Origin of the sequence: Botrimarina sp. (assembly GCF_040219535.1) — a bacterium.
Classification (GTDB): domain Bacteria; phylum Planctomycetota; class Planctomycetia; order Pirellulales; family Lacipirellulaceae; genus Botrimarina.
In genome coordinates this window covers 333,009-358,218 of the sequence record NZ_JAVJSH010000016.1, presented here as the reverse complement: position 1 = coordinate 358,218, position 25,210 = coordinate 333,009, and the positions used below count along the sequence as shown (strand labels likewise).

The 25,210-nt window shown below is 71.2% G+C and carries 21 protein-coding genes; 12 read left to right on the top strand and 9 right to left on the bottom strand.

Annotated features, from left to right (window positions below; genetic code table 11):
• The first annotated feature begins 5 nt into the window (after positions 1-5).
• From RIC11_RS09405 to RIC11_RS09380, 6 genes are read left to right on the top strand one after another with little or no spacing between them, the layout of a single operon-like run.
• Positions 6-902 (top strand): squalene/phytoene synthase family protein, encoded by an 897-nt coding sequence (locus RIC11_RS09405; protein WP_350210589.1) that lies wholly within the window; start codon positions 6-8, stop codon positions 900-902.
• Complete coding sequence (locus RIC11_RS09400) at positions 899-2,359, top strand: aldehyde dehydrogenase family protein (RefSeq protein ID WP_350210587.1); 1,461 nt, start codon at positions 899-901, stop codon at positions 2,357-2,359. The genes RIC11_RS09405 and RIC11_RS09400 overlap by 4 nt, the downstream gene beginning before the upstream one ends.
• Positions 2,356-3,909: a phytoene desaturase family protein gene (locus tag RIC11_RS09395; RefSeq protein ID WP_350210585.1), complete on the top strand. Its 1,554-nt coding sequence runs from the start codon at positions 2,356-2,358 to the stop codon at positions 3,907-3,909. The genes RIC11_RS09400 and RIC11_RS09395 overlap by 4 nt, the downstream gene beginning before the upstream one ends.
• A gap of 15 nt (positions 3,910-3,924) precedes the next feature.
• Positions 3,925-4,755, top strand: coding sequence for a lysophospholipid acyltransferase family protein (locus RIC11_RS09390; protein ID WP_350210584.1), 831 nt, complete (start codon positions 3,925-3,927; stop codon positions 4,753-4,755).
• Positions 4,756-4,797: 42 nt separating this feature from the next.
• Positions 4,798-5,943, top strand: coding sequence for a glycosyltransferase (locus RIC11_RS09385; RefSeq protein WP_350210582.1), 1,146 nt, complete (start codon positions 4,798-4,800; stop codon positions 5,941-5,943).
• A complete protein-coding gene (locus tag RIC11_RS09380; protein WP_350210580.1) occupies positions 5,940-6,200 on the top strand; it encodes a TFIIB-type zinc ribbon-containing protein in 261 nt (86 codons plus the stop codon). Before RIC11_RS09385 ends, RIC11_RS09380 begins: the two co-directional genes overlap by 4 nt.
• Positions 6,201-6,221: 21 nt before the next feature.
• Here RIC11_RS09380 and RIC11_RS09375 read toward each other — a convergent pair whose 3' ends face one another.
• From RIC11_RS09375 to RIC11_RS09360, 4 genes are all read right to left on the bottom strand, one after another.
• Positions 6,222-7,463 carry an ABC transporter permease gene (locus RIC11_RS09375; protein ID WP_350210578.1) on the bottom strand — a complete coding sequence of 414 codons (1,242 nt, stop codon included), beginning with the start codon at positions 7,461-7,463 and terminating at the stop codon, positions 6,222-6,224.
• A 47-nt stretch (positions 7,464-7,510) separates the two neighbouring features.
• Positions 7,511-8,470 carry an ABC transporter ATP-binding protein gene (locus RIC11_RS09370; protein WP_350210576.1) on the bottom strand — a complete coding sequence of 320 codons (960 nt, stop codon included), beginning with the start codon at positions 8,468-8,470 and terminating at the stop codon, positions 7,511-7,513.
• Positions 8,471-8,652: 182 nt separating this feature from the next.
• Positions 8,653-10,140, bottom strand: a complete 1,488-nt coding sequence (locus RIC11_RS09365; RefSeq protein WP_350210574.1) for a hypothetical protein — start codon at positions 10,138-10,140, stop codon at positions 8,653-8,655.
• Between the two features lie 228 nt (positions 10,141-10,368).
• Positions 10,369-10,614 carry a hypothetical protein gene (locus RIC11_RS09360; protein WP_350210572.1) on the bottom strand — a complete coding sequence of 82 codons (246 nt, stop codon included), beginning with the start codon at positions 10,612-10,614 and terminating at the stop codon, positions 10,369-10,371.
• A 217-nt stretch (positions 10,615-10,831) separates the two neighbouring features.
• Here RIC11_RS09360 and RIC11_RS09355 point away from each other — a divergent pair, with 217 nt between their 5' ends.
• A complete protein-coding gene (locus RIC11_RS09355) occupies positions 10,832-11,458 on the top strand; it encodes an ECF-type sigma factor (RefSeq protein WP_350210570.1) in 627 nt (208 codons plus the stop codon).
• A 109-nt stretch (positions 11,459-11,567) separates the two neighbouring features.
• Here RIC11_RS09355 and RIC11_RS09350 read toward each other — a convergent pair whose 3' ends face one another.
• A complete protein-coding gene (locus RIC11_RS09350; protein WP_350210568.1) occupies positions 11,568-12,653 on the bottom strand; it encodes a hypothetical protein in 1,086 nt (361 codons plus the stop codon).
• A 227-nt stretch (positions 12,654-12,880) separates the two neighbouring features.
• Between RIC11_RS09350 and RIC11_RS09345 the strand changes: the two genes are divergently transcribed.
• The 3 genes from RIC11_RS09345 to RIC11_RS09335 all read left to right on the top strand — a co-directional run bounded on the left by RIC11_RS09345 (position 12,881) and on the right by RIC11_RS09335 (position 16,146).
• Positions 12,881-14,026, top strand: coding sequence for a hypothetical protein (locus tag RIC11_RS09345; RefSeq protein WP_350210566.1), 1,146 nt, complete (start codon positions 12,881-12,883; stop codon positions 14,024-14,026).
• Positions 14,023-14,955, top strand: coding sequence for a DUF1559 family PulG-like putative transporter (locus RIC11_RS09340; protein WP_350210565.1), 933 nt, complete (start codon positions 14,023-14,025; stop codon positions 14,953-14,955). Before RIC11_RS09345 ends, RIC11_RS09340 begins: the two co-directional genes overlap by 4 nt.
• Positions 14,956-15,828: 873 nt before the next feature.
• Complete coding sequence (locus RIC11_RS09335; RefSeq protein ID WP_350210563.1) at positions 15,829-16,146, top strand: hypothetical protein; 318 nt, start codon at positions 15,829-15,831, stop codon at positions 16,144-16,146.
• Between the two features lie 208 nt (positions 16,147-16,354).
• Here RIC11_RS09335 and RIC11_RS09330 read toward each other — a convergent pair whose 3' ends face one another.
• Positions 16,355-18,502, bottom strand: coding sequence for a protein kinase domain-containing protein (locus tag RIC11_RS09330; RefSeq protein ID WP_350210561.1), 2,148 nt, complete (start codon positions 18,500-18,502; stop codon positions 16,355-16,357).
• A 123-nt stretch (positions 18,503-18,625) separates the two neighbouring features.
• On the opposite strand from RIC11_RS09330, the gene hisA reads away from it, so the two are divergent.
• Entirely contained in the window at positions 18,626-19,357 is a 732-nt protein-coding gene (gene hisA / locus RIC11_RS09325) for a 1-(5-phosphoribosyl)-5-[(5-phosphoribosylamino)methylideneamino]imidazole-4-carboxamide isomerase (protein ID WP_350210560.1), read from the top strand.
• Positions 19,358-19,511: 154 nt separating this feature from the next.
• Here hisA and RIC11_RS09320 read toward each other — a convergent pair whose 3' ends face one another.
• Positions 19,512-22,019, bottom strand: a complete 2,508-nt coding sequence (locus RIC11_RS09320) for a vWA domain-containing protein (RefSeq protein ID WP_350210558.1) — start codon at positions 22,017-22,019, stop codon at positions 19,512-19,514.
• A 146-nt stretch (positions 22,020-22,165) separates the two neighbouring features.
• On the bottom strand, positions 22,166-22,792 hold the full coding sequence (locus RIC11_RS09315; protein ID WP_350210556.1) for an RNA polymerase sigma factor: 627 nt from the start codon (positions 22,790-22,792) through the stop codon (positions 22,166-22,168).
• Between the two features lie 130 nt (positions 22,793-22,922).
• On the opposite strand from RIC11_RS09315, the gene RIC11_RS09310 reads away from it, so the two are divergent.
• Complete coding sequence (locus tag RIC11_RS09310; RefSeq protein WP_350210555.1) at positions 22,923-24,413, top strand: arylsulfatase; 1,491 nt, start codon at positions 22,923-22,925, stop codon at positions 24,411-24,413.
• Here the strand turns inward: RIC11_RS09310 and RIC11_RS09305 are convergent.
• Positions 24,310-25,068 carry a DUF374 domain-containing protein gene (locus RIC11_RS09305; protein ID WP_350210553.1) on the bottom strand — a complete coding sequence of 253 codons (759 nt, stop codon included), beginning with the start codon at positions 25,066-25,068 and terminating at the stop codon, positions 24,310-24,312. The two genes, RIC11_RS09310 and RIC11_RS09305, sit on opposite strands and share 104 nt — an antisense overlap.
• Positions 25,069-25,210 lie beyond the last annotated feature (142 nt).

Here is a 25,210-nt window from a genome sequence, read left to right as displayed (position 1 = left end):
CACACATGACGCCCCCCCCCGACGCGCTCATCGACGACTTGCTGCAGGCCACGAGCCGCACGTTCGCGCTGGCGATCCCGCTGCTGCCCGAGCCGCTGCGCCGCGAGGTCGGCCTGGCCTACCTGCTGTTCCGGATCGCCGACACCCTCGAAGACGCCGAGCTCCTCTCGCGCGACGAGCGGATCCGAGAGCTCGGCCGCTTCATCGAGCTGCTAGGCGAGCCGACCGAGGCCAACGCCCGGCAGGCCGCCGCCGCGTGGTCTCGCACGCCCCCTTCGGCCGACCCGGAATACAACCGGCTGCTCGCCGAGGCGCCCGCCGTGATCGGCCGCTTGAACGGCCTCGAGTCTGCCGCCGGGGGATCCCTCAAGCGGAACGTCATCCGTTCGGCGCTCGGCATGGCCGACACGCTACGCGGCGCCGACGCGCGCGGCGCGCTGCGGCTGCCGGACTTCGACGCGTTGCGTCGGTACTGCTACTTCGTCGCGGGGATCGTCGGCGAGATGCTCACCGAACTGTTCGTCCTGCGCCTGGCCCCCTCCGCGGAGCGCGACGCGCTGGCCGCCGACGCCGCGCCGTTCGGCGAGGGGCTGCAACTGGTCAACATCCTCAAAGACGCCCCCGACGACGCGCGGCACGGCCGCGTGTACCTGCCCGCCGGCGTCGATCGGCAGCGGGTGTTCGACGCGGCGCGCGACGACCTCGTCGCGGCCGAGCGCTACGCCGACAACCTGGCCGCCGCCGGCGCCGACCCCGGCGTGGTCGCGTTCGCCACCCTGCCCCGCACCCTCGCCGAAGCGACGCTCGACGTGATCGAGTCGGGCGCGGGCGTGAAGGTCTCCCGCGAAGTCGTCGCTCAGAAAGTCGCCGAGACGCTCGCCATCACAGGAGCCTCGCCGTGAGCGCCGAGGCGGTCGCCGCCGCCCGAGCCGCGCAGGGAGACTGGGAGCACACGCCGATCTCGGAGCGTCTGCGGCCGATCGCCGCGGTGCGCCGCGCGCTCGGCGCCGACCCGCGGGCGTGGGCCGACGAGATCCAAACCCCCTACGACCGAACACCGGCCGAGAGCCTCGCCGCCGAGTGCCTCCCCACCGCCGACGCGTCCCGGTGGCTGCAGAGGCACGCCGCGCGGCTGCTCCGCACGCGCCGCTCCGGCGGCTGGCTGCAGGGCGTGTCGCTCCGTGTGGTGCGGAAGCCGCACGGCGTGGTCCTCGTGATCGGCGCGGGCAACTACCCGCTCTTCCTGCTCGCCGTGCCGGCGCTTCAGGCGCTCGCGGCGGGCAACGCCGCGCTGCTCAAGCCACCGCCGGGGTGCGAAGCCCTCGCGCGCCGACTGCACGCATCGCTAGTCGCCGGCGGCCTCGATCCCGCGCTCGCCCCGGTGCTCGGCGAGACGGCCGAGGCGGCGCAGGACGCTATCGACGCAGGCGTCGACCACGTTGTTGCCACAGGCTCCTCCGCCACAGGCCGCGCGGTCGCGCGCTCGGCCGCCGACAAGCTCACGCCCTGCACGCTCGAGTGCTCTGGGAGCGACGCGGTCGTCGTCCTTCCCGGCGCCGACCCGGAGCGGGTCGCCAGGTGCGTCGCCTGGGGCCTCACGCTCAACGCGGGCGCCACCTGTATCGGCCCCCGCCGGTTGATCGCGGTCGCGATCGGGGAACACGGCGACCGGGTGATCGATCGGTTGCCGAAGGCCGCTTGCTTCGACGTTCCCGAGGCGGTCGCCGAGTCGGTCCGCCGGACGGTCGGCACGGAGATCGACGCCGGCGCGCGGATCGCTTGGCCGGAGGGCTTCGACCGCGCGGCGCTCGACGCCGCGTGCGACGCCCGCCGCCTGCCGCCGATCGTCCTGACGCCGGCGCTGGAGCCGACGGCGGTCGGCCAAGCCGACCTGTTCGCGCCGGTGCTCACGCTCGACATCGCCCGCGACGCCGACCACGCGGTGACGCTCGCCAACGCTTCGCGGTATGCACTGGGGGCGTCGGTCTTTGGGCCCGCTCGCGAGGCGGAGCGGGTCGCGCGGCGGTTGCGGGCCGGCTCGGTCACGGTGAACGACCTGATCGCTCCCACGGCCGACCCCGACGCGCCGTTCGGCGGCGCCGGCGAGAGCGGCTACGGCGTCACCCGCGGGGCGGAGGGCCTGCTGGCGATGACCCGGCCCCAAGCGATCGCCCGCCGGCGGGGGCGGCTGCTGCTGCACGCCGACCCGCCCACGCCGGCGCTAGACGACATCGTCGTCGGCCTGATCCAATCGCAACACGCCGGGGGTTGGTCCGCCCGCGGCGCCGGACTCGTCGGATTCTTGAGAGCCGCCAAGCGGCACAGAGCCCTTAACCACACGAAGAACAAGCCGCGATGATCGCACAAGCCGAGTCCGGAAAGCGTGTCGCCGTCGTGGGCGGGGGTCTGGGCGGCCTCGCGGCCGCTTGCACGCTCGCAGCCCGCGGCTACCGCGTCGCGCTTTTCGAGCGCAACGCCACGGTCGGCGGCAAGGCGGTGCAGCTCCGCCGGCAGGGCTACCGCTTCGACATGGGCCCCACGATCCTGACGCTGCCCAGCGTGTTGCGGCGCATCTTCGCCGAAGCGGGGCACGACGTCGACCAAAGGCTCGACCTCGTGCGGCTCGACCCGCAGTGGCGCTGCTTCTTCGAGGACAAGTCGGTGCTCGACCTCACCGCCGACGTGCCGCGGATGAAGCAAACGCTCAGCGAGTTCGCCGGGCGGCCGGAGGTCGCCGCCGGCTACGAGAAGTTCATCGACACGAGCAAGCGGCTCCACGAGATCTCCGACCGGTTCTTCTTCTGGAAGAGCGTGGGCGGGATCGGCGACACGATCGACTTTTCGACCACCTTTGACGCGAAGGTCCTCGCCGACCTGCTGGCCCTACGCATGGGACGCACGGTCGCCGGCACGGTGCGTTCGCACGTGCCCGACCAGCGGGTCGCGCAGATGATCGACCACTTCACGCAGTACGTCGGCTCCAGCCCCGAAGCCTCGCCCGCGGTGCTCTGCGGGATCGCCCACATGCAGACCCAAGAGGGCGTGTGGTACCCGATGGGGGGCACGCGGGCGGTGCCGGAGGCCCTCGCGCGGCTGGCGGAGGAGCTGGGCGTCGAGGTCCACACCGAGACCCCCGTCCGCCGCATCCTCACCGAGAAGGGCCGCGCCGTCGGGATCGAAACCGAGTCGGGCGACCGCCACGACGCCGACGCGGTCGTCAGCAACTGCGACAGCGTGCTCACGCACCGCGAGCTGCTCGGCGAGGGGCCCAGGTCGCCGTTCCTCAAGCGCCGCAAGTACGAGCCGGCCTGCTCCGGCGTGGTGCTCTACCTGGGCCTCAACCGCCGCTACGAGCAGCTGCTGCACCACAACTTCGTCTTCTCCGAAGACCCGCACGAAGAGTTCGAAGCGATCTACAACCGCGGCGTCCCCGCGCCCGACCCGACGGCCTACCTCTGCGCGCCCGCCGTGACCGAGCCGGGCGTCGCGCCCGACGGCGGCGAGGCGCTCTACATCCTGGTCCACACGCCGTACCGCCGGGACGGGCAAGACTGGAGTCGCATGCTGCCTGCGTACCGCGAGGTGATCCTCGATAAGCTCGAGCGAACCGCCGGCATGGAGGGCCTCCGCGACGCGATCGTCACCGAAGAGACCCTCACCCCGGCCGACATCGAGAGCCGCTACAACGTGCTCCGCGGGGCGATCTACGGCCTCGCCAGCCACGGGCGTTTCTTGGGCGCGTTCAAGCCCGCCAACCGCAGCCGCGACGTGAAGAACCTCTACCTCGCCGGCGGCGCCGCGCACCCGGGCCCCGGCATGCCCATGGTGCTGATGAGCGGCTGGATCGCCGCCGACTCGCTCGACGCCGACAACGCCGGCGTCGGCGAGCGCCGGCTCGCCCCCGCCTGAGCCGCCGCCCGGCCCATGCCCCGACCGCCTCACGCCGCACCGAAGCCACGCGTCTCGCGCCGCGTGCTCGCGTGCTTCCGCTGGTACACACGGCGATACTTGCGCCGCGCGTTCCACTCCGTGGCGATCGCTCGGCCGGGCCCCGAACCGCCCCGCGACGGGCCGCTGGTGGTGTACCTGAACCACGCGTCGTGGTGGGACCCGCTGGTCGCGATGCGTCTGGCGGAGGTCGTCGCCCCCGACCGCACGCTCTACGCCCCCTTCGACGCCGAGGCGCTCCAGCGGTACCCGGTCTTCGAGAAGCTCGGCTTCTTCCCCGTCCAGCAAGGCACCCGCCGCGGCGCGGCCCAGTTCCTGTCGGTCGCACGCGAAGTGCTCGAAGAACCCCGCGCGAGCCTCTGGGTCACGCCCGAGGGAGGCTTCGTCGACCCGCGGGACCGGGCGGCGCGGCTCGAGCCGGGTCTGGCGCACCTGGCGGACCGGCTCGCCGCCGAGGGCCGCGACGCGTGGCTCTGGCCGCTAGCGATCGAGTACCCGTTCTGGGAAGAACGCCTGCCCGAGGCCCTCTGCCAATTCGGCGAACCGATCGCCGTGTCGTCGTTCGAGGGCCTCGGCAAAGCCGGCTGGAACACGCTGCTGGCCGACCGCCTGCGTGACACGCAACGCGCCCTCGAAGCGCGATCGCTACGCCGCAACCCGAGCGAATGGCGGGTTGTGCTCGGCGGGGCCGAGGGGGTTGGCGGGGTCTACGAGTCGGTCCGCTGGCTGAAAGCCAAGCTGACCGGCCGCTCGTACCGCGCCGCCCACGGCGAGAAACTGTCCCGCGGCCCGACCACCACCAACTGACCCGACTCGCCCCACGGCGACCGACAAGCCATAATGCCGCCGATGCTCGATCCGCTGACAACACTCTGCGCCGTGTCGCTCGCGATGGCGCTCGTGCCGGCGTACTTTTATTTCCGCAACCGGACGGCGTTCCCCACCGCGCCGCCAGCGCCCCAGGGCGACCCCGAGCCGGCGTTGTCGGTCCTGATCCCCGCGCGCGACGAGGGGGCGAACATCGCCGGCTGCGTCGGGTCAGTGCTGGCCGCGTCGGCTGGCGTGCGGGTGGAGGTCGTTGTGTACGACGACGCGTCCGACGACGACACGCCGGCGATCGTGCAGCGACTGGCCACCGCCGACCCTCGCGTGCGGCTCGTGCGTGGCGCGGGGCCGCCCGACGGTTGGAACGGCAAGCAGCACGCGTGCTGGCGGCTGGCCGAGGCCGCGCGGCACGACACGCTCCTGTGGATCGACGCCGACGTGCGCCTCGAGCCGGCGAGCCTCGCGCGCCTGGTCGCGCACCGCCGCGCGTGCGGCGCCGACCTGCTCAGCGGCTTCCCGCGCCAAGTGACCGTCACCACGCTCGAGCGGTGGCTGCTGCCGCTGATCCACTTCTTGCTGCTCGGCTTCCTGTCGCTCCGCGGCATGCGGAAACACTGCCGGCCGAGCCTCGCCGCCGGGTGCGGGCAGTTGTTCTTAACCGACAAGGCCGCGTACCGCCTCGCGGGGGGGCACGCGGCGATCCGCTCGTCGCGGCACGACGGGGTCACCCTGCCGCGTGCGTACCGGCACGCGGGGCTGCGCACCGACCTGGTCGACGCGACCGACCTGGCCTCCTGCCGCATGTACCACAGCGGACCGGCCGTGTGGAACGGCCTCACGAAGAACGCGACCGAAGGCTTCGCCAAGCCGGGCCTGCTGGTGGTCGTCACCGCGATGCTGCTGGCCGGTCAAACCGCGCCGTGGCTGCTCACGCCGCTCGCGTGCGCGGCCGGCGAGTGGGGCGCGGCTTGGATGGCGGGGCTCGCGCTGGCGCTGGGCTACGCGCAGCGGCTCGACGCCGCTCTGCGGTTCCGCCAGCCGCTGGACGGCGCCGCCGCGCACCCGATCGCGGTCGTGCTGCTGCTGGTCATCCAGTGGGAGGCACTCCTGCGCGACCTCGTCGGCAAGCCCGCCGAGTGGCGCGGACGCCCCGCCGCGACGACCTCATGAACGGCGACGACTCTTGGGGCGACGCCTTCGATGAAGACCCCGACGGCGACCCCGACGCGGACCTCCTCCCTTGCCCGGACTGCGGCGCCGCGATCGACGCCGACTCGGAGGCCTGCCCCGATTGCGGCTACTGGATCACCGAGGCGGACCGCGCCGAGGCCTGGCGGGCCGGCTCGGCCACCGGCCGCGTGCTCCGCGTCGGTTGGTGGATCATCGGCTTGGCCGTGGCGGGCGCGCTGGTCGCGTGGTGGCGGTGACCGCCGCGCGGGCCTCGCGGGCTAGACCGCTTCCCAACGGGTCGCCAGCACCCGCGCGCCCAGCAGCATCGCGGCCGCGGACACGGCGAGCACCGACAGCTCGGGCCACAGCGACCCGATCGGCAGGTCGCGCCAAAAGACCTTCGTGTAGCCGTCGATCGCCCACGCGTTGAACGTGACGCGTCCGACCTCTTGCATCGACTCGCTCATCAGGTAGCGCGGGACCATGCTGCCCCCCAGCGCGGACATCGTGAGCACGAGGATCACCGACACGGCGTTGAGCTGCGCGCGGCTGCGGCAAGCGGCCGCGAGCATCAGGGCCAGCGCGCCGGCCGCGGCCACGGTGACCACGGTCATCATCAGGAAGCCGCCCAGGCGGCCCAACACGTCGAGCCCAAACACCAACTGCGCCCAAGCGAACATCACGACGATCTGCAGCCCGCCGACGATCGACAGCTGCAGCCACTTGCCCACGAGGATGTGCGACATGCCGACCCGCGAGGCGAGCAGCCGCTCGAGGGTCTGGGTTTCTTCCTCTTCGAGCAGCGACCCGGCCGACCCCGTGGCGCTGAACAAGAGGAACATCACGGCGATCCCCGCCGCGTACATGGCGACCACGGGGTTCGACTTGCCGTCGGCCAGCACGTCGATCGACTCGACCGCCGGCGGCGCGGCGACGAGCGGCGGCGCGGGGGCCGCGCGCGTGCCGTCCGACGCGGTCTTGCGGGCCTCGACACGCCGCGCCCTTGCGCGAACGGCCAGCGCCTCGCCGGCCGCGCGCCCCACGAGCGAGGCCATCAGCCGCGGCGCCACCTGGTCCGACGCGTCGTACAGCAGGAAGAGCTTGGCCGGCGCGCTGGTCGGCTGCGACTCGGCCCAGCCCTCCGGCACCACCAAGGAAACCGCGGCCGACCCGTCGAGGATCGCGTCCCGCGCTCGGTCGTAAGGGTCCCGTGTGGCCTGGTCCGACCTCGCGTTCACGATGCGGATGCTCGGGTCGCCCACGAGCCGGTCGATCAGCATCGCGGCCAGCGGGTCCGCGTCGAGGTTCTCGACGGCCGCCTTGATCCGCTTGGTTTTCCCGGACCCGACCCCTCCGGTGAAGATCAACGCGAAGATCGTGAAGAATACCACCGGCACCACGAACACCAGCACCAGCTCGAGCTTGCCGTGCCACAGGCGGCGGAGCCCGACGAGCGTCACTTCCCAGACCAAACGCGGCACAGCTAGCAGCCTCGAAACGAGCGAGAGCGGGGGCGACACAGGGGCATTCCCCCTCGAGAGAGCTTATCGACGCTCCGGGCCGGGTTTCACTCCCTCAACTCGCGGCCGGTCAGGTGCAAGAACACCGCTTGCAGGTTCGGCGCGTGGACTTCCACGTCGCGGACCTCGCCGCCCAGGTGCGATATCGACTCGAGCAGCCGCGGCAGGTCCTCCGCCACGCTAGCGACCTGCGTGCGGAGCACGCGGGCGTCGAGCGGCGTCGCCTGGGCGCCGCTGGCGCCGGCCGGCGGCGCCCAACGCTGGGCGAGCGTCTGGCGTGCGTAGTCGGCGAGCGGTTCGGCAAGCCGCACCGTCGCTTGTCGGTCGGCGCCGACGGTTTGGTCGATCAACTCGGCCAGCGTGCCCTGCGCGATGACCTCGCCGTGGTCGACCACGACGATCCGGTCGGCCCGTTGCTCGGCCTCTTCTAGGTGGTGCGTGGTGAGCACGACCGTCGTGCCGCTCGCGCGTAGCGCTTGGATCATCGCGAAGATCCGCTCGCGGCTCTGGGGGTCGACGCCGACGGTCGGCTCGTCGAGCAGCAGGACCTTCGGCTCGTGCAGCACGCCGCACGCGATGTTGACGCGTCGCTTCATGCCGCCAGAGAAGTCGCGCGGCAGCTCGTCGGCGCGGTCCGCCAAGCCGGTCCATTCCAGCGCCCAGCCGATCCGCTCCCGCAGCCCGCGGCCGTACAGGCCGTTGAACACCCCGAAAGCGTGCAGGTTCTCGCGCGTGGTGAGGTCCGGGTAGATGCCGAGCTCTTGCGGCACGAAGCCCAGCGCTTCGCGGCCGCCTTGCCGGGGCAACGGCTTTCCGAGCAGGCTGATCCGCCCCGCGTCGGGCCGCACGCGTCCCGACAAGCAGCGGATGAGGGTCGTCTTGCCGGCGCCGTTCGGGCCAAGCAACGCTAGCAGCTCGCCCGTGTTCGCTTCGAAGCTCACGCCGCGCAACGCGACCCGCTCGCCGTAAGACTTCATCAGGTCGCGGACCGAAAGGGCGACGCTCATCGCTACCGCGCTTGACACAGACGAACCGGCCGGACTCTCACGAGCCGCCGATCTTACCGCGTCGCGGCGGGTTTGTCGCCCGTGATCGGCACGCGGCGCGGGCCAAGCAACAGGGCGGGCCGGCCCCCGCGTTCGGGCCGACCCGCCTGCGCCGCACTCGGATCGTTCGCCATCCCCCCTATTCAACGACGGCGCATCGCCGCGGCCGCCAGGGCCCCCAACGCCAGGGCCGCGGTCGACCCTTCTGGGACGGCCGACGCCGGCGCGCCGCCGCCGGCGCCGTAGTTGGACTTCCACACGCCGTAGTCGTCGGCGTCGATGTCGCCGTCGCCGTCGCCATCGGCCGGCAGGCCGAAGCCTGTCGAGCCGAGCGAGTCGCGCCACACCGTGTAGTCCGCCGCGTCGACCGCGCCGTCGCAGTTGAAGTCGCCAGGCCGGCAGGGCGTGGCTTGGTCTTCGCCGATGATCTCGAGGGCGTTGATGTCGATCACCGCGCGGCCCTCGAAGGGCTGCTCTTCGCTGCCGAGGTACGCCAGCTCGCTCAGCGTGAAGCCGTGGTCCCACAGGTGGCCGCCGTGCTTGAGGAAGCCCACCCCGCCGAGCGAGTCGAGCACGAACAGCTCGCTGCCGGTCGAGTAATAGCCGTCGGCGTCGGCCGGATCGAGGATCTGGCGGATGCTGAACACAAGCGTGTCGCCCCGCTCGTCGCCATTGGGCCCGACCGGGTCGAAAGGCTGGCCGTTCTGGTCGCGGAGCGGCGCGCCGTTGCGCTGGCCGACGTCTTCGTGCCAGAAGCCGCCCTCTTCGATCGTGTCGCTGACCAGCAGCGCGTCGAGGTTGATCGCTTGCCTGCCTTGGCTCTCGTCGCGGAGCGAGAACGCCGAGGCCGGGATCGGCCCGAGCAGCGTGGTGACCGCGTCGACGATCGTCGCGTGCGACACGTACGGGTCGCCCGACGCGTTCCACACCGAGACCCCGCTCGGGAAGTCGGTGTCGAGCGAGTACTTGTCAGCGTCGCCAAAGACCGGCGCGTCGGGCTCTTCGCTCGGTCGAGGCTCGCGGCCCCACAGCTCCGTGCCGTCGACGTCGACCGGCGTGGGCATCCCGTTGACCTCACCCGCCGAGGCCCACAGGTCCATCGGCGCCGGCGCGCCCCACGCGCCGCCGTGCTCGACGCTGATCTCGCCGGCGCCGCCGATCTTCGCGCCGCCGGAGAGGAAGACCGGCCCCACGCTCGGCACGGTGAGCAGCCCCGGCCCGCCGCCGAACATCGGCCCGTAGCCGCTGATGAGGTCGTCGTGCGAGAAGGTCAGGTGGGCCGCGTCGCGGAGCAGCAGGTCGAACATCGCGTCGCGCGTGTTGGCGATCGCGTCGACCTGCTGGTCCGGCTCCCAAGCGGGCCGCGTCCCCGAGTAATCCATCGCGTCGGCCGTCCCCCCGCCGCCGTCCCACGCGATGACCTGCTGCGGGTCGGGCGTGGGGCCGATCGTCGAGAAGTCGCGGTCGTGCGAGTACTCCTTGCCGTAGACATAGTCCGGCGCGATCACCCCCGGGCCCACCACCGGCGGGCCGTGCACCGGCACGGGCGAGTACGGGATCGCGGCCGACGCCGCGCCGGCGCCGAGCGCCGCCGCAAGGGCCGACAGGAACCGCTGCTTCGTGACTGACATGGCATGCCTCGCTTGGTCTGGGGAGAGAAAGGTCCGCCGTGGCGGGGAGGGACCGCACACGCCGCGCGTGCGGCGGAGGGCGAGGGCGCCGGCGTCCGACGGCGCGCGCCCCTCCGCTGCCGATCAGCAACGCCGCCCCGCGCCCGACACCGCGCGGCAAAAAAAAGTCCGGACCGACCGAACTCTCGGCCGACCCGGCGGAGTTTCTCGGCGGGCCAAGCGACCCGCTCATCCCAAGCGGCGCCGCATCGCGACGAGCAGGCCCATGCCGGCGCCGAGCAGCGCGAGCCCGGCCGGACCCGGCGCCGAGGCGCCGACCGACGACGCGCCGCCGAACACGTTCTCCGGCGCGACGACCGCGGGCCCCGCGCCGAGGCCGCCGGGCGTGATCGGCGTGGGAGGGGTCGTCGCCGGCGCGATGCCCGCGGTCGCCAGCGCTGCTGCGGCAACCCAACACCGCTTGCGGGTCTTCATCAGAGACCTCCGCCGGACTGCGTGCTCCGCTCGATCGAGCTGGCAACCGCCCGCCGAGGGCGGTCCGCCGGGCGGCAAGGTGGTTATCAGCGGCCCGCCCCGCCGCCCGACACCGGCAGCCGCGACCGGCTCTGCTTGCCGGCGCCGACCCCACGAGGCAGACTGAAGCGACACGGCGCCGCACCGAAGCGCCGTGAGCCCCCAGCAAGCCGGTCCGATGCACGACGAAGAAACGTCACGCGGCTCGGTCACCCGGTGGATCGCCGATCTCCGGGAGGGGGACGACTCGGTCGCCCAGCGCGAGCTCTGGGACCGCTACTTCCGCCGGATCGTGGCCCTGGCGAGGACCAAGCTTGGCGCCCTGCCTCGCGCGGCGAGCGACGAAGAGGACGTGGCCATCAGCGCCATGCAGAGCCTTTTCCACGGGTTTGCCGGCGACCGCTTCCCCGACCTGCAAGACCGCGACAACCTCTGGTCGCTGCTCGCCAAGATCACCGCCCGCAAGGCGATCAACGAGCGCTACAAGCAGACCGCGCTGAAGCGCGGCGGCGGCCAGCCGAGGGTGCGGATCGGCCCCACGGCCGACGACGAAGGGACCCCCGGCTGCGACCCGTCGGACGACGAGCTGGGGCCCGAGTTCGTCGTCGCCATGCAAGACGAGATGCGCCGCCTGCTCGCCCTGCTGCCCGACGACACGCTCCGCCTGGTCGCCGGCAGGAAGCTCGAGGGCTACAGCAGCGCCGAGATCGCCACCGAGCTGGGCGTGGTCGAGCGGACGGTCGAGCGGAAGCTGGCGCTGATCCGCGCAAGCTGGGCCCCCGCCGCCGACGCGCCGCCTGCGTAGCCGATGCTGGGCGCCGGTTCGGCTTTTGGGGGGAATGCCCAACGATCAAGCCCCAACGATCAAGTGCGTCGGGCTGACCCGGCTACCCGAAGACCCTAGCCATGAGCCGCTAGCCACCGACCACCGACCACCGTTGGTCATTGGTCATTCGCAAAAACTCTCTGTGTCGTGTCGGCCCGCGTCGGCCGTTGCTGATGAGCCCCACACACACCAGCCCTACGGCGCCTGCGACCGACGCCGGCTCGGGAACCGCCACAGCCGGCGCGGCGACGACCACCTGTGCGTCGGGGTCGTCGCCGGGCAGCGTGACGCCGCGGTCGAGCGGGTCCTCGGCGTCGTAGAGGGGCTCGCTGCCCGCCCCAGCGTCGACGCCGAAGCGCACGTCGGTGTCGGCCAACACGCCCTCGACCGCCACCTCGCCCAGATGATCCCGCCAGACCGTGTAGTCGGCCCCGTCCACCAGGCCGTCGGCGTTGCCGTCGGCCGGCGCAAAGACATCGCCGTACGCCGACGCCCACACCACGTAGTCCGCCGAGTCGACCGCGCCTTCCATCGCGTAGTCGCCCGGCGCGAGGGTGCGCTCGACCACGCCCCGGTCGCCCAGTTGCAGGTGCAGGTCGACCATCGCCCCGGCCGCCAGGGCGGCCAGGTCGAATTCGGCCAACAGCCAAGCCGGCTGGCCATCGCCCGCCGCCACACAGCCGGTCTCGGTGGCGGCGCAGTAGGGGCCCGGCCCGCGGACGCCGGGCGCCGGCTCGAGCGTGAACGCGTTCACGCCACGCAGCGCGTCGACCGCGCCGATCGCGACCACCGGCGGCGGCACGTCCGACAACAGCGGCGGCGTGGAGGCCGAGTCGCGCGTGAACTCGAAGCGCTGCGTTCCGGGCTCGGCGTCGTTGAAGAAGGTGTACGTCCCGTCGACGAACTCCACGCCGGTCGCGCTCGCCACCACGTCGAGCGAGACCGCCGTGAACTGCCGCCCCGCCGTGGGGCGGCCCCACACACGGAACGTCGTCACCACGCCCTCTTTCGGCGCGATGCTCGGCGCCTCCGGCCCCGGCGACACCACGTCCGACAGCGACAGCCAGAACTCGGCCGCCGCGGCCCGTTCACCAAGCCCCGGCCCGAGCACGGCCGACGCGACCAGACACGCCGCCGCAACGCGGAGACTCTCGGCGCTGGAGGCAAACGACATCATGGGTCCGAAAACGAGAGAAGTTCACGCTCCGTTCAGAATACCCCTGCCGGGACCTCCCAACCAAGCGATTTGAGACCCTTCGCAACCATTGGCTTTACGCGCCCGCCACTCGCTATGCTGAGCGTGAAATGAAACGGCCCCCGCAGAGATCCGAAAACCGTGGCGCCGTCGCTCGCCGACGGGCCGGCGCACCCTTGTTGCGCTTCGCTACGATCGCCGGTGCTTTGCACCTTCTCGGCGGAGCGGCTTGCGCGCAGATAGGGCTGTTCGAACGGGTATTTACCGAAGACTTCGACGCGGTCCCGCTGATCGGCTCGCCCACTTACCAGTTGCCCAACGCCTGGTCGCCCGACCCGCCCGGCGGCTGGCAGAGCTTCCAGATCGTCGAGCCAACCGGCGGCACGCCCGAGTTCGCCGGCTGGACCTTCTGGCGAGACGGGCTCTGGGAGCAGGTCGGCGGCGGCCTGCGGCCGTTCTTCGACCGCGGCCGTGGCGTGGTGGCCGTCGCGGACCCGGACCTTTGGAACGACCAGCTCCAGCCGGGCGCCGAGCCCTTCAGCTACCAAACGCTGCTCCGCACGCCGGTCATCGACCTCTCGGACCTGCACGCCGACACCCGCCGCCTGACGCTCGGGTTCGACACGAGCTGGCAAGGCGGTTGCTGCGGCGAAGGGGGCTCGAGCGAATCGCCGGGCAACGTCGCTGCGGTGGTCCGGGCACGCTTCGGGCCGGACTCCACGCCGGTCGAGCTGCTCCGCTGGGAGTCGGCGCCCTACTTCGACCGCGAAGGGCGGCCCACGCGCGACCCGGTCGACGACCAGGGCGTCGCCAACCGGCGCAACCCGCGGTTCCAGTCGCTCGTCGCGAGCGACCGCCTGTTCATCGATCTCACCGACCTCGTCAACGGCCCGCTGCTGGCCGCTTCCGACGGCGGCGCGGCGCCCGCCGCTGCGGCCTCGGCCGGATCGATCGTGCTCGAGTTCGGCGTCGAGGGCGCCGGCGAGGACGCGTACTGGGCGGTCGACAACGTCGAGGTCTCTGCTCTAGCGGGCGACCCGATCCTCGGCGACATGTACATCGACGGCCTCATCGACGAGAGAGACATCGACGAGTTCGCCCTCGGCCTGCTCGACGAGCTCGCCTACGAGGACGCCTGGGGCGGCGTTTCCCCCGGCGACCGTGGCAGCCCGGACGGGGTGTTCGACTACGACGACATCCCCTGGTTCCTCGAGCTGGTCGCGCCCCACGTGGGCGGCGCCGAGGCGGCCCTGGCCTTCGCCCTGGCCGGCGTGCCCGAGCCCGGCGGCGCCACGCTCGCGGCGGCCGCGGCCCTCGCGCTGGCCCTCGGGCGCGGGAGGGCGGCGCGATGATTCCCCGCCCGGCCGACCCGCTGCGCGGCTTCACGCTCGTAGAGCTGCTGGTCGTGATCGCGATCATCGCGGTGCTGATCGGCCTCTTGCTGCCGGCCGTGCAGGCGGCGCGCGAGGCCGCGCGGCGGTCGATCTGCACCAGCAACCTCAAGCAGCTCTCGCTGGCGACCCACAACTACGAATCGGCCGAACGCGTCCTGCCGCCCGGCGCGACGCTGCCGCCGGACGACAACACCGAGGGCGTGTCGTGGCGCGTGTGGATCCTGCCGCACGCGGAAGAGCAGGCCCTGTTCGACCAGATCGGCGTCGACCAACGCGGCTCGATGGCCGACAAGAACCCCGCGTCCGGCGTGCCCGACGTGATGGCTTGCCCGAGCGACCCCGACCTGCCGCTGCAGTCACCGGCGGAGCACTGGTCCAACTACGACGGCGTGGCCGGCTCTGGCACGACCGACGAGGGGCGGCTGCTCACCGTTTCCGAGACCCCCTTCGGCGGCGTGTTCGTCGACGGCGTCTACTACGCCGACAGCCAAACCCGCTTCGGCCACATCACCGACGGCGCCTCGCACACGCTCGCAATCGGCGAGCGGGCCTACATGCTGAGCCTCGGCCAGTGGGTGCTCGGCGGGCGCTGGAACGGCAGCCCGTACTTCAAGCGCATCCGCACCATCAGCACTAAAAACGTGCGCTCGCCCATCAACGCCGACCCCGCCCAGTTCGGCTACCACCTGCTCGACGAAAACCGCCCCGCCGGCGCCCCCGCCACGCTGCTGATGAACGACTTCTACTTCGGCAGCCACCACCCCGGCGGCGCCCACTTCGCAATGGCCGACGGCAGCGTGCATTTTCTGCCGGACGACCTCGAGATCGGCCTGTTCTTTGCGCTCGCGACCCGCGCGGGCGAAGAAACGCTCGAGGAGCGATTGTAGTGCATGCGACACGAGGCGCCCAAAAGTCACTCATGCGATACATCACCGAGCCGCGCCCGTCAGGAAGCGACCAACTACGCTTGCGAGCTGTTCGGTCGCTTCCTGACGGCTTGGCTCGGCTGCCGGCTTAGAAACCGGTAGGATGCTGTCCCGCAAAGCGGGATCGCACCGCCATCGTGGCGTGGAACCTCTACGTTCGCTGGATCGCACCCTACGGGCTTCACTAGACCGCCCAACCCCAGGGGCTTAAACAGGGCTTTGCTGAATAAGTGCTGCTTACGTCGGGAAACCCTGTCCAATAGCAAGTTCGTCGGCAAAACCGTCGGCGGAAACCACATGCAACAATGCCCCATTTGCTACGCCGACTTGGAGACGCGCGATGTCGCACCATGCTACATGTGCGGCGGCCTGCCCAGTGAACTGGAGCACTTGGATCAGAAACGTCATACATACGGTGTTTACCGTTTCCCGAACGGAACGGAGATGGAACTGTGCGAGATTTGCTTCCTGGACATGGAATCAATCGACGGCGAACATTGGGGACTCGGTCGCGGACATCGTATTAAAACTACTGATCTCGCGTTGGTACGGCAAGATTTTTCGCCGCGAGTCACGCGCGATAAATACTGTCCTAACTGCGATGCTCGACTTGCATACTTGAAAGCACTTCGTGAAATTCTGAACTGCAACAACGAAAACTGCGACACAATTCGCGACTGACATTGGTACAATCAAGTTGAAGCTTGACGCGATGTCGAAACGGAAAATGCCGACGAACAAAGCCGTGGACCGAAGCGGCGAAGTTGGGCGGTTTTGAAGTGGAAAGTCTTTCGTCGCCGCTCGGTTACGGCGGCCGTTCGCTCGAAGACGCCCATGCGCTGGTGCTGCAACGCTATTCAACAGCAGTTCGAGGCCCGCAAGAAGCGCGGCATCGCCGTTGTCGCGGTGCCGCCAAATGAGCTGCACCCCGAACCACGCTTCCAACTGTCGCTCCGCTCGATCGACGATGAGGTGGTCCGCAAGGTCCAGTCGCCACTAGCGGGTGAGTACGTCGCGCAAACGCTTCAGACGTGGGCTCCGATCAAGTACTGCCCGTGGTGTGGCGTTGAGTTGCGCCGCTTCTACCGGAAGACGTGGGACGCCCTTTACGATGAGTCGGAGCTATCGAGCCTCGAACGGCAAGCGAACTAACCCGCCAATGCACCGGACCGGGCCGGCGGTATGATCTCTTTCGGTCGAGCGCGGCTCGGCGCCGGCCCGGCCGGTGATCGGCCGTACGTTCGCTCCAAATAAAGCGTCGTCGTCGGCAAGGTCTGAGTTCGGCCAGAAGGACCGGTTCGAGTCGCGATGCGTACGTGCGGCGACAACGCGCGGCTTGACGCCGTCCCCCGCGTTCGGGTCACGGCGAATCGCCAACGATTGCGGTCGCTTGTTCGTACAGCCGCTCTACCGTCAGGTCGACCGGGTCGACCAACCGCTCTAGGTCCGAGAGGGCCGCCACGCCGACGCGCGGCCGCTCGCCCGCGACGCCGATCCTCCCACGCTCGGCGAGCAAAGCGCGGCGCCGGACGGCGGTCCGCAGGTCGGCGCCCTCTTGCTCTGCGAGCGCGTCCCATTCCGCGTAGGCCTGCTCCAACGCCTGCGCGGCTTGCTCGGGTTCGCCTGCCGCGGCCAGCAGCTTCGCGAGCCACTCGGAGGCCTCGGCGTAGAGGGCGCGTGTCTCGACGGTTGCGTCGGGTACGGCCGACGCCGTGCGGAGCGTCGGCTCGGCGGCGCGGAGTTGCGTAATCGCTTCGTCGGGCCGGTCGGCGGCCGCGAGCAGCTTTGCAAGGCCGACCCGGCTGCGGGCCGCGCGGAGCGGATCGGACTCGGCCTGGATCGCTTCGAGCAGTCCTTCACCGCGCGCTGTGACAAGGTCGCTGGCCCATTGGCGGCGCCATCCCGCCATCCTGTCGCCCCCGGCACCGGCGCCGCGATCGCCGGGGGCGCGGGTCGCGTTGTAGCCGGGGCGTTTGAGGCGGTCGATCTCGGCGTTGAGCTGCTGGTTCTGGAAGCGTTCCGAGCCGATACGACGGACGATCTCTTGGTTCTGCCGCCACATCACCCACGCGGCGACCGGGCCCGCCACCGCGAGCAACGCGGTCAGCCCTAGCGCGGTCGCCGAAGCCGGCCGCCGCCGCGCCCACCGCCCCGCCCTGCCCCACGGCGAGAGCGGCCGCGCGTGCACCGGCTCGCCGCGCAGGTACCGCCGCATCTCGTCGCGCAGGTCGGCGGCCGAGTCGTAGCGCCGGCCCGGGTCGCGCTCCAGGCACTTCAGGCACACGGTCGCCAGGTCTTGCGGCACGCTGTCGTCCAGCCGGCGCGGGCTGGGCGGGTCGTCGGTCAGGCGTTGCTGGATCTGGCTGGTCGCCGTGCCGCGGAAGGGGAGCTCGCCGGTCAACAAGCGGAAGAGCACCACGCCCAGCGCGTAGATGTCGGTCCGCTTGTCGACCCACCGCACCTGCCCGCTCGCCTGCTCGGGCGACATGTAGGCCGGCGTGCCGAGCACCTGGCCCTCGACGGTCATCGTCGCCTCGCCGGCTTCGCGCTTCGCCAGGCCGAAGTCCATCAGCCGCGGGCGCCCCACGCCGGCCTCGGCGAGCGACGCGTCGCTAGCCGCCGAGGCCGCGTCGAGCATCACGTTCGAGGGCTTCAGGTCCCGATGGATCACGCCCCGCAGGTGCGCGTACTCCAGCGCGTCGGCCAAGTCGGCCACGATCGCCGCCGCCTGCCGCGGCGTGGGGCGCCAGTGCTTGAGCCGGTCGGAGAGCGGCTCGCCGTCGACCAGCTCGCTGACGATATAGATCGAGCCGGCGCCCTCCAGGTCGCGGCCGACCTCGTAAACGCCCACGATCCCCGGGTGCGCGAGTTGGGCCGCGGCGCGGGCCTCCCGGAAGAACATCTCTGCCTCGCGCGGCGTGAGGCCGCCGCGGCGGGGCAGCTTGAGGGCCACGTCGCGGTCGAGCTCCGGGTCCCGCGCGCGCCACACCGCGCCGAAGCCCCCCACACCGAGCCGCTCGCGCAGCAAGAACCGCCCGACCCGCACCGGCTCGGCCAGCGGCCGGTCGCCGCCGCCCAGGAGGCCGAACGTGCTCCCGCAGCTGGTGCAGGTAATGTCTTCCAGCGGCGCGTCGGCCGACAGGTCGACCCCCCCGTGGCACTGCGGGCACCGCAAGCGGAGGCCGCCGCTGAACGAGCCCGAGGCCATGCCCGACGGCGCCGGCAGGGTCGCCAGGTCGTCGCGGCTGGCCGCCGCGAGCGCCGCCAGCTCCGGCCGGCCGGCGAACCAGTCGGCCTCCGACTCGCCCCGGTCCGCGCGGTACTGCCGCTCGATCGCGAACAGCTCCAGCAGCCCACGATGGCGGGCCGGCTCGGGCAGACCCTCGGCCGCTTGCTCGCACCGCGGCCCCACTCCGTGCGGGCCGGCAGCGACCCACGCCTGCTCGAAGCGGTCGCACGCCGAATCGATCTGTGCGAGCAGCTCGATCGGCAAGGCTTCGGTCGGCATCGGCCCGTGGGGCGTCGGCGCTCGGGAAGCGGCGTGGGTAGCCGCTCCGGGCTGGGTCTGCGAAACTCAGGGAGCATACCCGCTACGGCGGCCCCACAGCGACCGATCCCTCTCCGCGCCCCTATGGAAATCTGGCCCGCCATCGACCTCCGCGGCGGCAAGTGCGTCCGGCTACGCCAGGGCGATTACGCCCAAGAGACCGTCTTCAACGACGAGCCGGCCGACGTGGCCCGGCAATTCGCCGAGGCCGGCGCGACGCGCTTGCACGTGGTCGACCTGGACGGCGCACGCGAGGGAGCGCCGGTCAACCTGCCGGCGGTCGAGGAGATCCTCGAGGCCCTCGGCGCGTACGCGGGGCCGTTCCACATCGAGCTGGGCGGGGGCATCCGCGACGAGCAATCGATCGCCGAGCTGCTCGACTTCGGGCTGACTCGACTGGTCGTTGGCACGTCGGCGATCAAGCACACCGACTGGTTCGAGGGGATCGTCGACCGCTTCCCCAACAAGCTCGTGCTCGGCATCGACGCGCGCGACGGCCTCGTAGCGACCGACGGCTGGCTCGAAACCAGCCAGACCGACGCGGTCGAGCTGGCCAGCCGCTTCGCCGACAAGCCGCTCTCGGCGATCGTGTACACCGACATCGCGACCGACGGCATGATGCAGGGCCCGAACGTCGACGCGATGGCCCAGATGCAACACGCCATGGGCGACCTGCCGGTCGTGGCCTCCGGCGGCGTCACCACGCTCGACGACATCCGCCACCTGAAAGAAGCCGGCCTCGCCGCCGCGATCATCGGCCGCGCGCTCTACGAGGGCTCGATCGACCTGGCCGAGGCGCTCCGCGTCGCGTCGTAACGAGCGGCCCGGCGCCCGTCCGATCGGCAGACCCGCCCACGAATAGCGCGAAGGGTCGCGAATGAAAGGCCACCCTTCGCTTCCTTCGCAGGCCGCGCTCTGCCACTGGCCACTGGCCACTGGCCACGGGCCACCAGCCACGGGCCACCAGCCACTAGTCCGCCAACTCCCGCGCGCGGCGCACCAGGTCCAAGAACTCCGCGCGGCGGCCGTGCGGGTCGTCGCCCAGCGCGTCGCGGGCGAGGTCGAGCACCTGATCGTACGACCCGTCGCCCGCGTGCTTGGAGTCTCGCAGCAGCATGCCGAACTGTGCGACCGCCGACGCGAACGCGTGGTCGATCGTCGGCTGCCGCGGCTCGTCGCCCGGGTCCTCGAGCGGGAACTCGAGCTTCTTGCTCGCGCCCCCTTCGGGCTGCTTGTAGCGGATCTTGAGGGTAAGCAGCTCGTTGGCTGTCGGCTGTCGGCTGTCGGTTATCGGCTCGGCTCCGAGGGCTGATGCCCTCGGCTCCGGTTCGGCGCCGCTGGTCGCGGCGTCGTCCTCCGCGGTCCGACCGCTGCCGTCTGCCGTCTGCCTACCGCCCTCTGCCCTCTGCCTGCTGCTGTCTGCCCTCTGCCTACTGCTGTCTGCCTGCTGCCCTCTGCCCTCTGCCTGCTGGTACTTCAGGTCGTCGACCGCCCCCTCCGGGGGCTCGGCGCCCACGGGGACCACTTCGTACAGCGCGGTCACGGTGTGGCCCGCGCCGATCTCGCCGGCGTCCTTCGTGTCGTCGTTGAAGTCCTCGGCGGCTAGCAAGCGGTTCTCGTAGCCGATCAAGCGGTAAGCAGCCACCTTCTGCGGGTTGAATTCGACCTGTAGCTTCACGTCCTTCGCGATGGTCACGAGCGTTCCGGCCAGGTCGGTCGACAGCACTCGGCGCGCCTCGCGCTCGGAGTCGATGTACGCGTAGTGCCCGTCGCCGCGGCCGGAGATCGCCTCGAGCATCTCGTCGTTGAGGTTGCCGCGGCCGAAGCCGAGCACCGTGAGGAACACGCCGGTCTCCTTCGCGCGGGTCTGGGCCATCGTGGCCAGCTCCTCCGTGCCGGTGACCCCCACGTTGAAGTCGCCGTCGGTGCAGAGAACGACCCGGTTCACACCGCCCGTGATCTTGTTCCGCTCGGCGATCTCGTAAGCCAGCCGCAGCCCGGCGCCGCCGGCGGTCGAGCCCACCGCTGTGAGCCGGCCGAGGGCCGAGCGGATCTCGTCTTTCTCCATGCCCGACGTGCTCGGCAGCACCACCCCCTCGTTGCCCGCGTACACGACGATCGCCACGCGGTCGTTCTCCCCGAGCCGGTCGACCAGCGCTTGGAGGCCGGCGACCACCAAGGGGAGCTTGTTCGGCTGGTTCATCGACCCGGACACGTCGACCAGGAACACCAGGTTCGTGAGCGGCCGCTTGTCGACATCGATCTTCTTCCCTTGGATGCCGATCCGCACCAGCAGGTGCTCCGGCTTCCACGGGGCCCGGCCGACCTCCATCGACGCGGCGAACGGGTCTTCGCTGTCGGCGGCCGGGGCCGGGTAGTCGTAGTCGAAGTAGTTGACCAGCTCCTCGATCCGCACGGCCGCGGCCGGCGGCATCTTGTGAGCGTCGAGCAGGTACTGCCGCACGTTGGTGTAGCTAGCCGTATCGACGTCGACGCTGAACGTGCTCAGCGCGTCCTGCCCGTCGGGCTTGACGAAGTGGTTCTCTTGGATGTCGGCGTAGCGGTCGCGCGACGGGGGCTCCCGGAATTGCCAGCCGCGGTGCTCCGAATCAGCTTGCCGAAAGGCAGGCGGAAGCGATGTCGGCGACTGAGGACTGGTGAACAGACTTTGGCTCCTGAGCCTGCTGTAAGACTCTTCGTGCCTCGCTCTAGCGGCCGCGGACGATGTGTCGGGTTGGGCGAAGCGCAACTGGATATCGTCGCCGGGCGTCGCCGGCGCTGCCCTGCCGCCCGCCGCGATGCCGAACTCGCCGCCGTATCCGCCCGCCGCCGGCAGCGCAGAGCTCGGCGCCGCTTCAAATAACGGCTCGTCGCCGAGCCGCCGCTGCAATGCCGCGGGCGACACGCCCTGCGACGCGCTCCGGTCGCTCTTCGCCAGCAGCACACCAGCCGATTCGGCGTCATTCGATGACGGCTCGGGCGGCTCGGGTCCGTCTGTGACCACCGCGGCGCCGCGGTCGACCGACGACGGGCGCGCCGGTCGCGTCGCCGGCGATGGTTGCGACAACTCAATCCCTGCCGGCGAATCCGACGCCGCTTGCGGCCGCGGTTCGTTGGCTTCGCGCTGTTCCGGCAGTGCTGATTTCGGGCGTAGTTCGACATGCGATTCAGCGCCGGAGTTCATCCGCCGTGCCGTGTCCCGCACGGTCGGCGCCGAGTTGACCAGCAGCAACGAAACGCCGACGAGTACCGTCGCCGCGATAGCGAAGCGGACGAGCGGCCCGCGGCCCCTCGCGCCGCGACCGGCGGCGGGTTCCGATGGGTGGGCAGCCACTTTCTGTTCCTCCCTACGGTCGGCGATCCGCGCCGAGAGGTCCGGCGGCCGCTCGCCGCCGATTGCCTCGGCTAGCACGCGGTCGACGAAGCGGTCGCGTGCGTCGTCGCGCGGGTCTTGGTTACTGGTTTGGGAGTCATTCATAACGGTTCGCTCGTAGGCGAGCCGGCGACGTTAGTCGTCGGTGGGAACGCCGATTAGGGTGTCTTGTCTGGTGATTCCACCGACCACTGACGTGGCCGGCTCGCGGCCGTGCGTATCGCTACCCGCGGCCGCCGGCCTGCGCCGGTTCACTCGACGACGCTTTGCCGCGCCAGCGTTTGCTCGATACACACGCGCAGCTTCGCGCGGGTCCGCCGCAGCAGGGTCTTCACGCCGTCGGTGGTCATGCCGAGCCGCGCGGCGATCGCGTCGCGCGATTCGGACTGCTTGTATTGGAGGTCGATCGCCTGGGCCGCGCGGCCTTCGAGCCGCTCCACACAGCCGCGGGCCGCGTCGAGGTGGTCGCCCCAATCGCCGGCGGAACGGCCGAGCGCCTCGCCCCAGACGGCCTCGGCCGCTTCGAGGTCGACCTCGCGCACCCGACGGCTCTCTTTCCGCCGGAGCATCAACAGCCCTCGCCGCGCGACGGTCCGCAGGTAGGCGCGTGTTTGCGCGTCCGACGTCTCTGCGAACGCCGCCCGCGCGACGGCGAGGAACGTCTCTTGGGTGAGGTCGTCCGCCTCGTGCGGCTCGGCGCCGAGGAACCGCAGGTAGCGCCAGACCTCGGCCTGGTGGTCCCGCACCAACCGAGCGAGCACTTCGCCGGGCGGGGCGGCGCCGTGGGCGGGGTCGTGTTGCTCGTGGGTCGGCCTGCGTTCGCACGGCCCGGGGGGCGCGGGCGGGTCGGCGTCGGCGGCTGGCGTGGGCTTGCTCACGACGGTCATGCCCCCACAGTGCCGCGGGCCCCGCGCGGGGGTTCAAGAAAACTAGAAATCGCCGCCGCGAGCTGTTGTACTAGGCCGCGGCGCTGTCCGCCGACTCTTCGCAAGAACCCCGGGGCGATCGATGCTCTTCGGCAGACCCTCTCTCTTCGCCGTTCTCCTGCTGGCGCCCGCCGCGCTCGCGACCGAGCCGCTGGCCGGCTCGCGCCCCAATGTGGTGGTCGTGATCACCGACGACCAGGGCTACGGGGTGCTCGGGCGGCACGGCCACCCGTGGATCGAGACCCCGAACCTCGACCGGCTGTACGACGCCAGCACGCGCTTCACCCGCTTCCTCGTCAGCCCCACCTGCGCGCCGACCCGCTCGGCCCTGATGACCGGTCGCCACCCGATGCGCAACGGGGTGACCCACACGATCTTCGAACGCGAACGCCTGACGCTCGACGCGGTCACCCTGCCCCAGGCGCTGGGCCGCGTGGGCTACACGACGGCCATCTTCGGCAAGTGGCACCTGGGCGATGAGGACCCGTACCAGCCGCAGAACCGCGGCTTCGACGAGGCCTTCGTCCACGGCGCCGGCGGCATCGGCCAGGCGTACAACTGCAGCTGCGCCGACGCGCCGGGCAACTCGTACTTCGACCCCGTCATCCGCCACAACGGCCGTTTCGTGCAGACCAAGGGCTTCTGCACCGACGTGTTCTTCTCAGCGGCGCTGGGGTGGATCGACGCGCAACGCGCCGGCGACCAGCCGTTCTTCGCTTACATCGCGACCAACGCGCCGCACGACCCGTTCCACGCGCCCGAAGCGAATCGACAGAAGTTCGAGCGGCTCGGCTTCGACGAGAACAAGGCCGGCTTCTACGGCATGGTCGAGAACATCGACGAGAACGTCGGCCGGCTGCTCGACCGCCTCGCCGAGTGGGACCTGACGGAGTCGACCGTCGTGGTCTTTATGTCCGACAACGGCACGGTCGCCGCCGGCGCGGGCGAAGAGGGCGAGCAAATCGGCCGCACGCCCGAGGGCCAGCCCCTCCGCGCGTACAACGCCGGGATGGCGGGGATGAAGGGCTCGGTCGACGAGGGCGGGGTGCGGGTTCCGTTGTTCGTTCGGTGGGACGGCCGGGTCGAGGCCGGGCGCGACGTCGACACGCTCGCCGCCCACGTCGACTTCGCGCCGACGATCGCCGCGCTCGCCGGCGCCGAGCTGCCACCCCAGCAGGTCGAGGGCCGCAGCCTGCTGCCGCTCGTCGCCGGCGACGCGGGCCACTGGCCGCCGCGATACCTGTTCACCCACCGGGGCCGCTGGCCCGTCGGCGCCGAGCCGAACGATCACCAGTGGGAGCACTTCGCCGTGCGCGACCAGCAGCACCGCCTCGTCGGCCGCGACGAGCTCTACGACATGACCACCGACCCGGGCCAGACGACCAACCTGGCCGACCAGCGCCCCGAGGTCGTTCGGTCGATGCTCGCCGCGTACGACCGGTGGTGGCGCGGCACGCGCCCGCTGATGGTCAATGAGCGGGCGCCGATGTCGCCCACGCGGCCTTTCCACGAGGCGTATCGCCGGCAGCAACGAGAGGGGGGCCTTCCGGATTGGCGGGCGCCGGCGTTCTGAGTTGCGGCGGCGACGCTTGGCGCGGGTCGCAGCGTTGCTCCAGCTCGAGCAGCGAGGCCTCGATCCGCTTGCGGAGCTCCTCGACGCCCTCGCCCCCGTTGGGCAAGATCGGCTCGGCGAAGTAGGCGTCGACGCGGCTCAGCGGCAGCGGGACCTGGAATCGATCCCAGGCGCCGGCGATCGTGAGTTTCCAACGAGGGACCAGCACCACGTTCAACACCGCGGCGTCGGATCGTATCGCCAACGAAGCGATCCCTTTCCTGACGTGCCCCCGGGGGCCCCGGGGGCCGTCGACCGCGATGATGGCCGGCCCCACGTTCCGCACGTGCTCGACCAGCGTGTCGACCGCGGCGGCGCCCCCGCGGGAGGTTCCGGCGTGCTGGCTCGACCCCCGTATCGCCGTCACCCCCAAGGCGCGGAACGCTTGCACGAGCAGCTCGCCGTCGCCGGACTGCGAGACCATCGCCGCGGTGTTCGGCTCGGTGTTGATCGCCGCCGCGATCTGGTTCGCGTGCAAGATCGAGTACACGTACGGCCGCCCCGCCGCTCGCAGCGCGGGCCTCGGGTCGCCGTGCACACGCAGCCGGCAGGTCCAACGCATCAGCATCACGACGGCCGCGATCGGCCAGGCGATGACTCGTGGCGAAATCTTCACAGGTGGGTCGCGGCTCGAGGCGGGGCCGTCGCGCGGCCCACGCCGCGCGTTGCGCCGCGGAGAATAGCCATAACCGCAGTCGCCGGACTACGCCATTTCCCATGCGGCCAGCCGCTGGGGGACGTGTCCTCTAGCCCCGGAA

Coding starts and splice junctions, on each gene's coding strand:
- RIC11_RS09385 (WP_350210582.1), top strand. CDS start 4,798: ATGCTCGATCCGCTGACAACACTCTGCGCCGTGTCGCTCGCGATGGCG.
- RIC11_RS09335 (WP_350210563.1), top strand. CDS start 15,829: ATGCGCTGGTGCTGCAACGCTATTCAACAGCAGTTCGAGGCCCGCAAG.
- RIC11_RS09380 (WP_350210580.1), top strand. CDS start 5,940: ATGAACGGCGACGACTCTTGGGGCGACGCCTTCGATGAAGACCCCGAC.
- RIC11_RS09340 (WP_350210565.1), top strand. CDS start 14,023: ATGATTCCCCGCCCGGCCGACCCGCTGCGCGGCTTCACGCTCGTAGAG.
- RIC11_RS09365 (WP_350210574.1), bottom strand. CDS start 10,140: ATGTCAGTCACGAAGCAGCGGTTCCTGTCGGCCCTTGCGGCGGCGCTC.
- RIC11_RS09320 (WP_350210558.1), bottom strand. CDS start 22,019: ATGAATGACTCCCAAACCAGTAACCAAGACCCGCGCGACGACGCACGC.
- RIC11_RS09395 (WP_350210585.1), top strand. CDS start 2,356: ATGATCGCACAAGCCGAGTCCGGAAAGCGTGTCGCCGTCGTGGGCGGG.
- RIC11_RS09360 (WP_350210572.1), bottom strand. CDS start 10,614: ATGAAGACCCGCAAGCGGTGTTGGGTTGCCGCAGCAGCGCTGGCGACC.
- RIC11_RS09350 (WP_350210568.1), bottom strand. CDS start 12,653: ATGTCGTTTGCCTCCAGCGCCGAGAGTCTCCGCGTTGCGGCGGCGTGT.
- RIC11_RS09370 (WP_350210576.1), bottom strand. CDS start 8,470: ATGAGCGTCGCCCTTTCGGTCCGCGACCTGATGAAGTCTTACGGCGAG.
- RIC11_RS09355 (WP_350210570.1), top strand. CDS start 10,832: ATGCACGACGAAGAAACGTCACGCGGCTCGGTCACCCGGTGGATCGCC.
- RIC11_RS09405 (WP_350210589.1), top strand. CDS start 6: ATGACGCCCCCCCCCGACGCGCTCATCGACGACTTGCTGCAGGCCACG.
- RIC11_RS09390 (WP_350210584.1), top strand. CDS start 3,925: ATGCCCCGACCGCCTCACGCCGCACCGAAGCCACGCGTCTCGCGCCGC.
- hisA (WP_350210560.1), top strand. CDS start 18,626: ATGGAAATCTGGCCCGCCATCGACCTCCGCGGCGGCAAGTGCGTCCGG.
- RIC11_RS09310 (WP_350210555.1), top strand. CDS start 22,923: ATGCTCTTCGGCAGACCCTCTCTCTTCGCCGTTCTCCTGCTGGCGCCC.
- RIC11_RS09330 (WP_350210561.1), bottom strand. CDS start 18,502: ATGCCGACCGAAGCCTTGCCGATCGAGCTGCTCGCACAGATCGATTCG.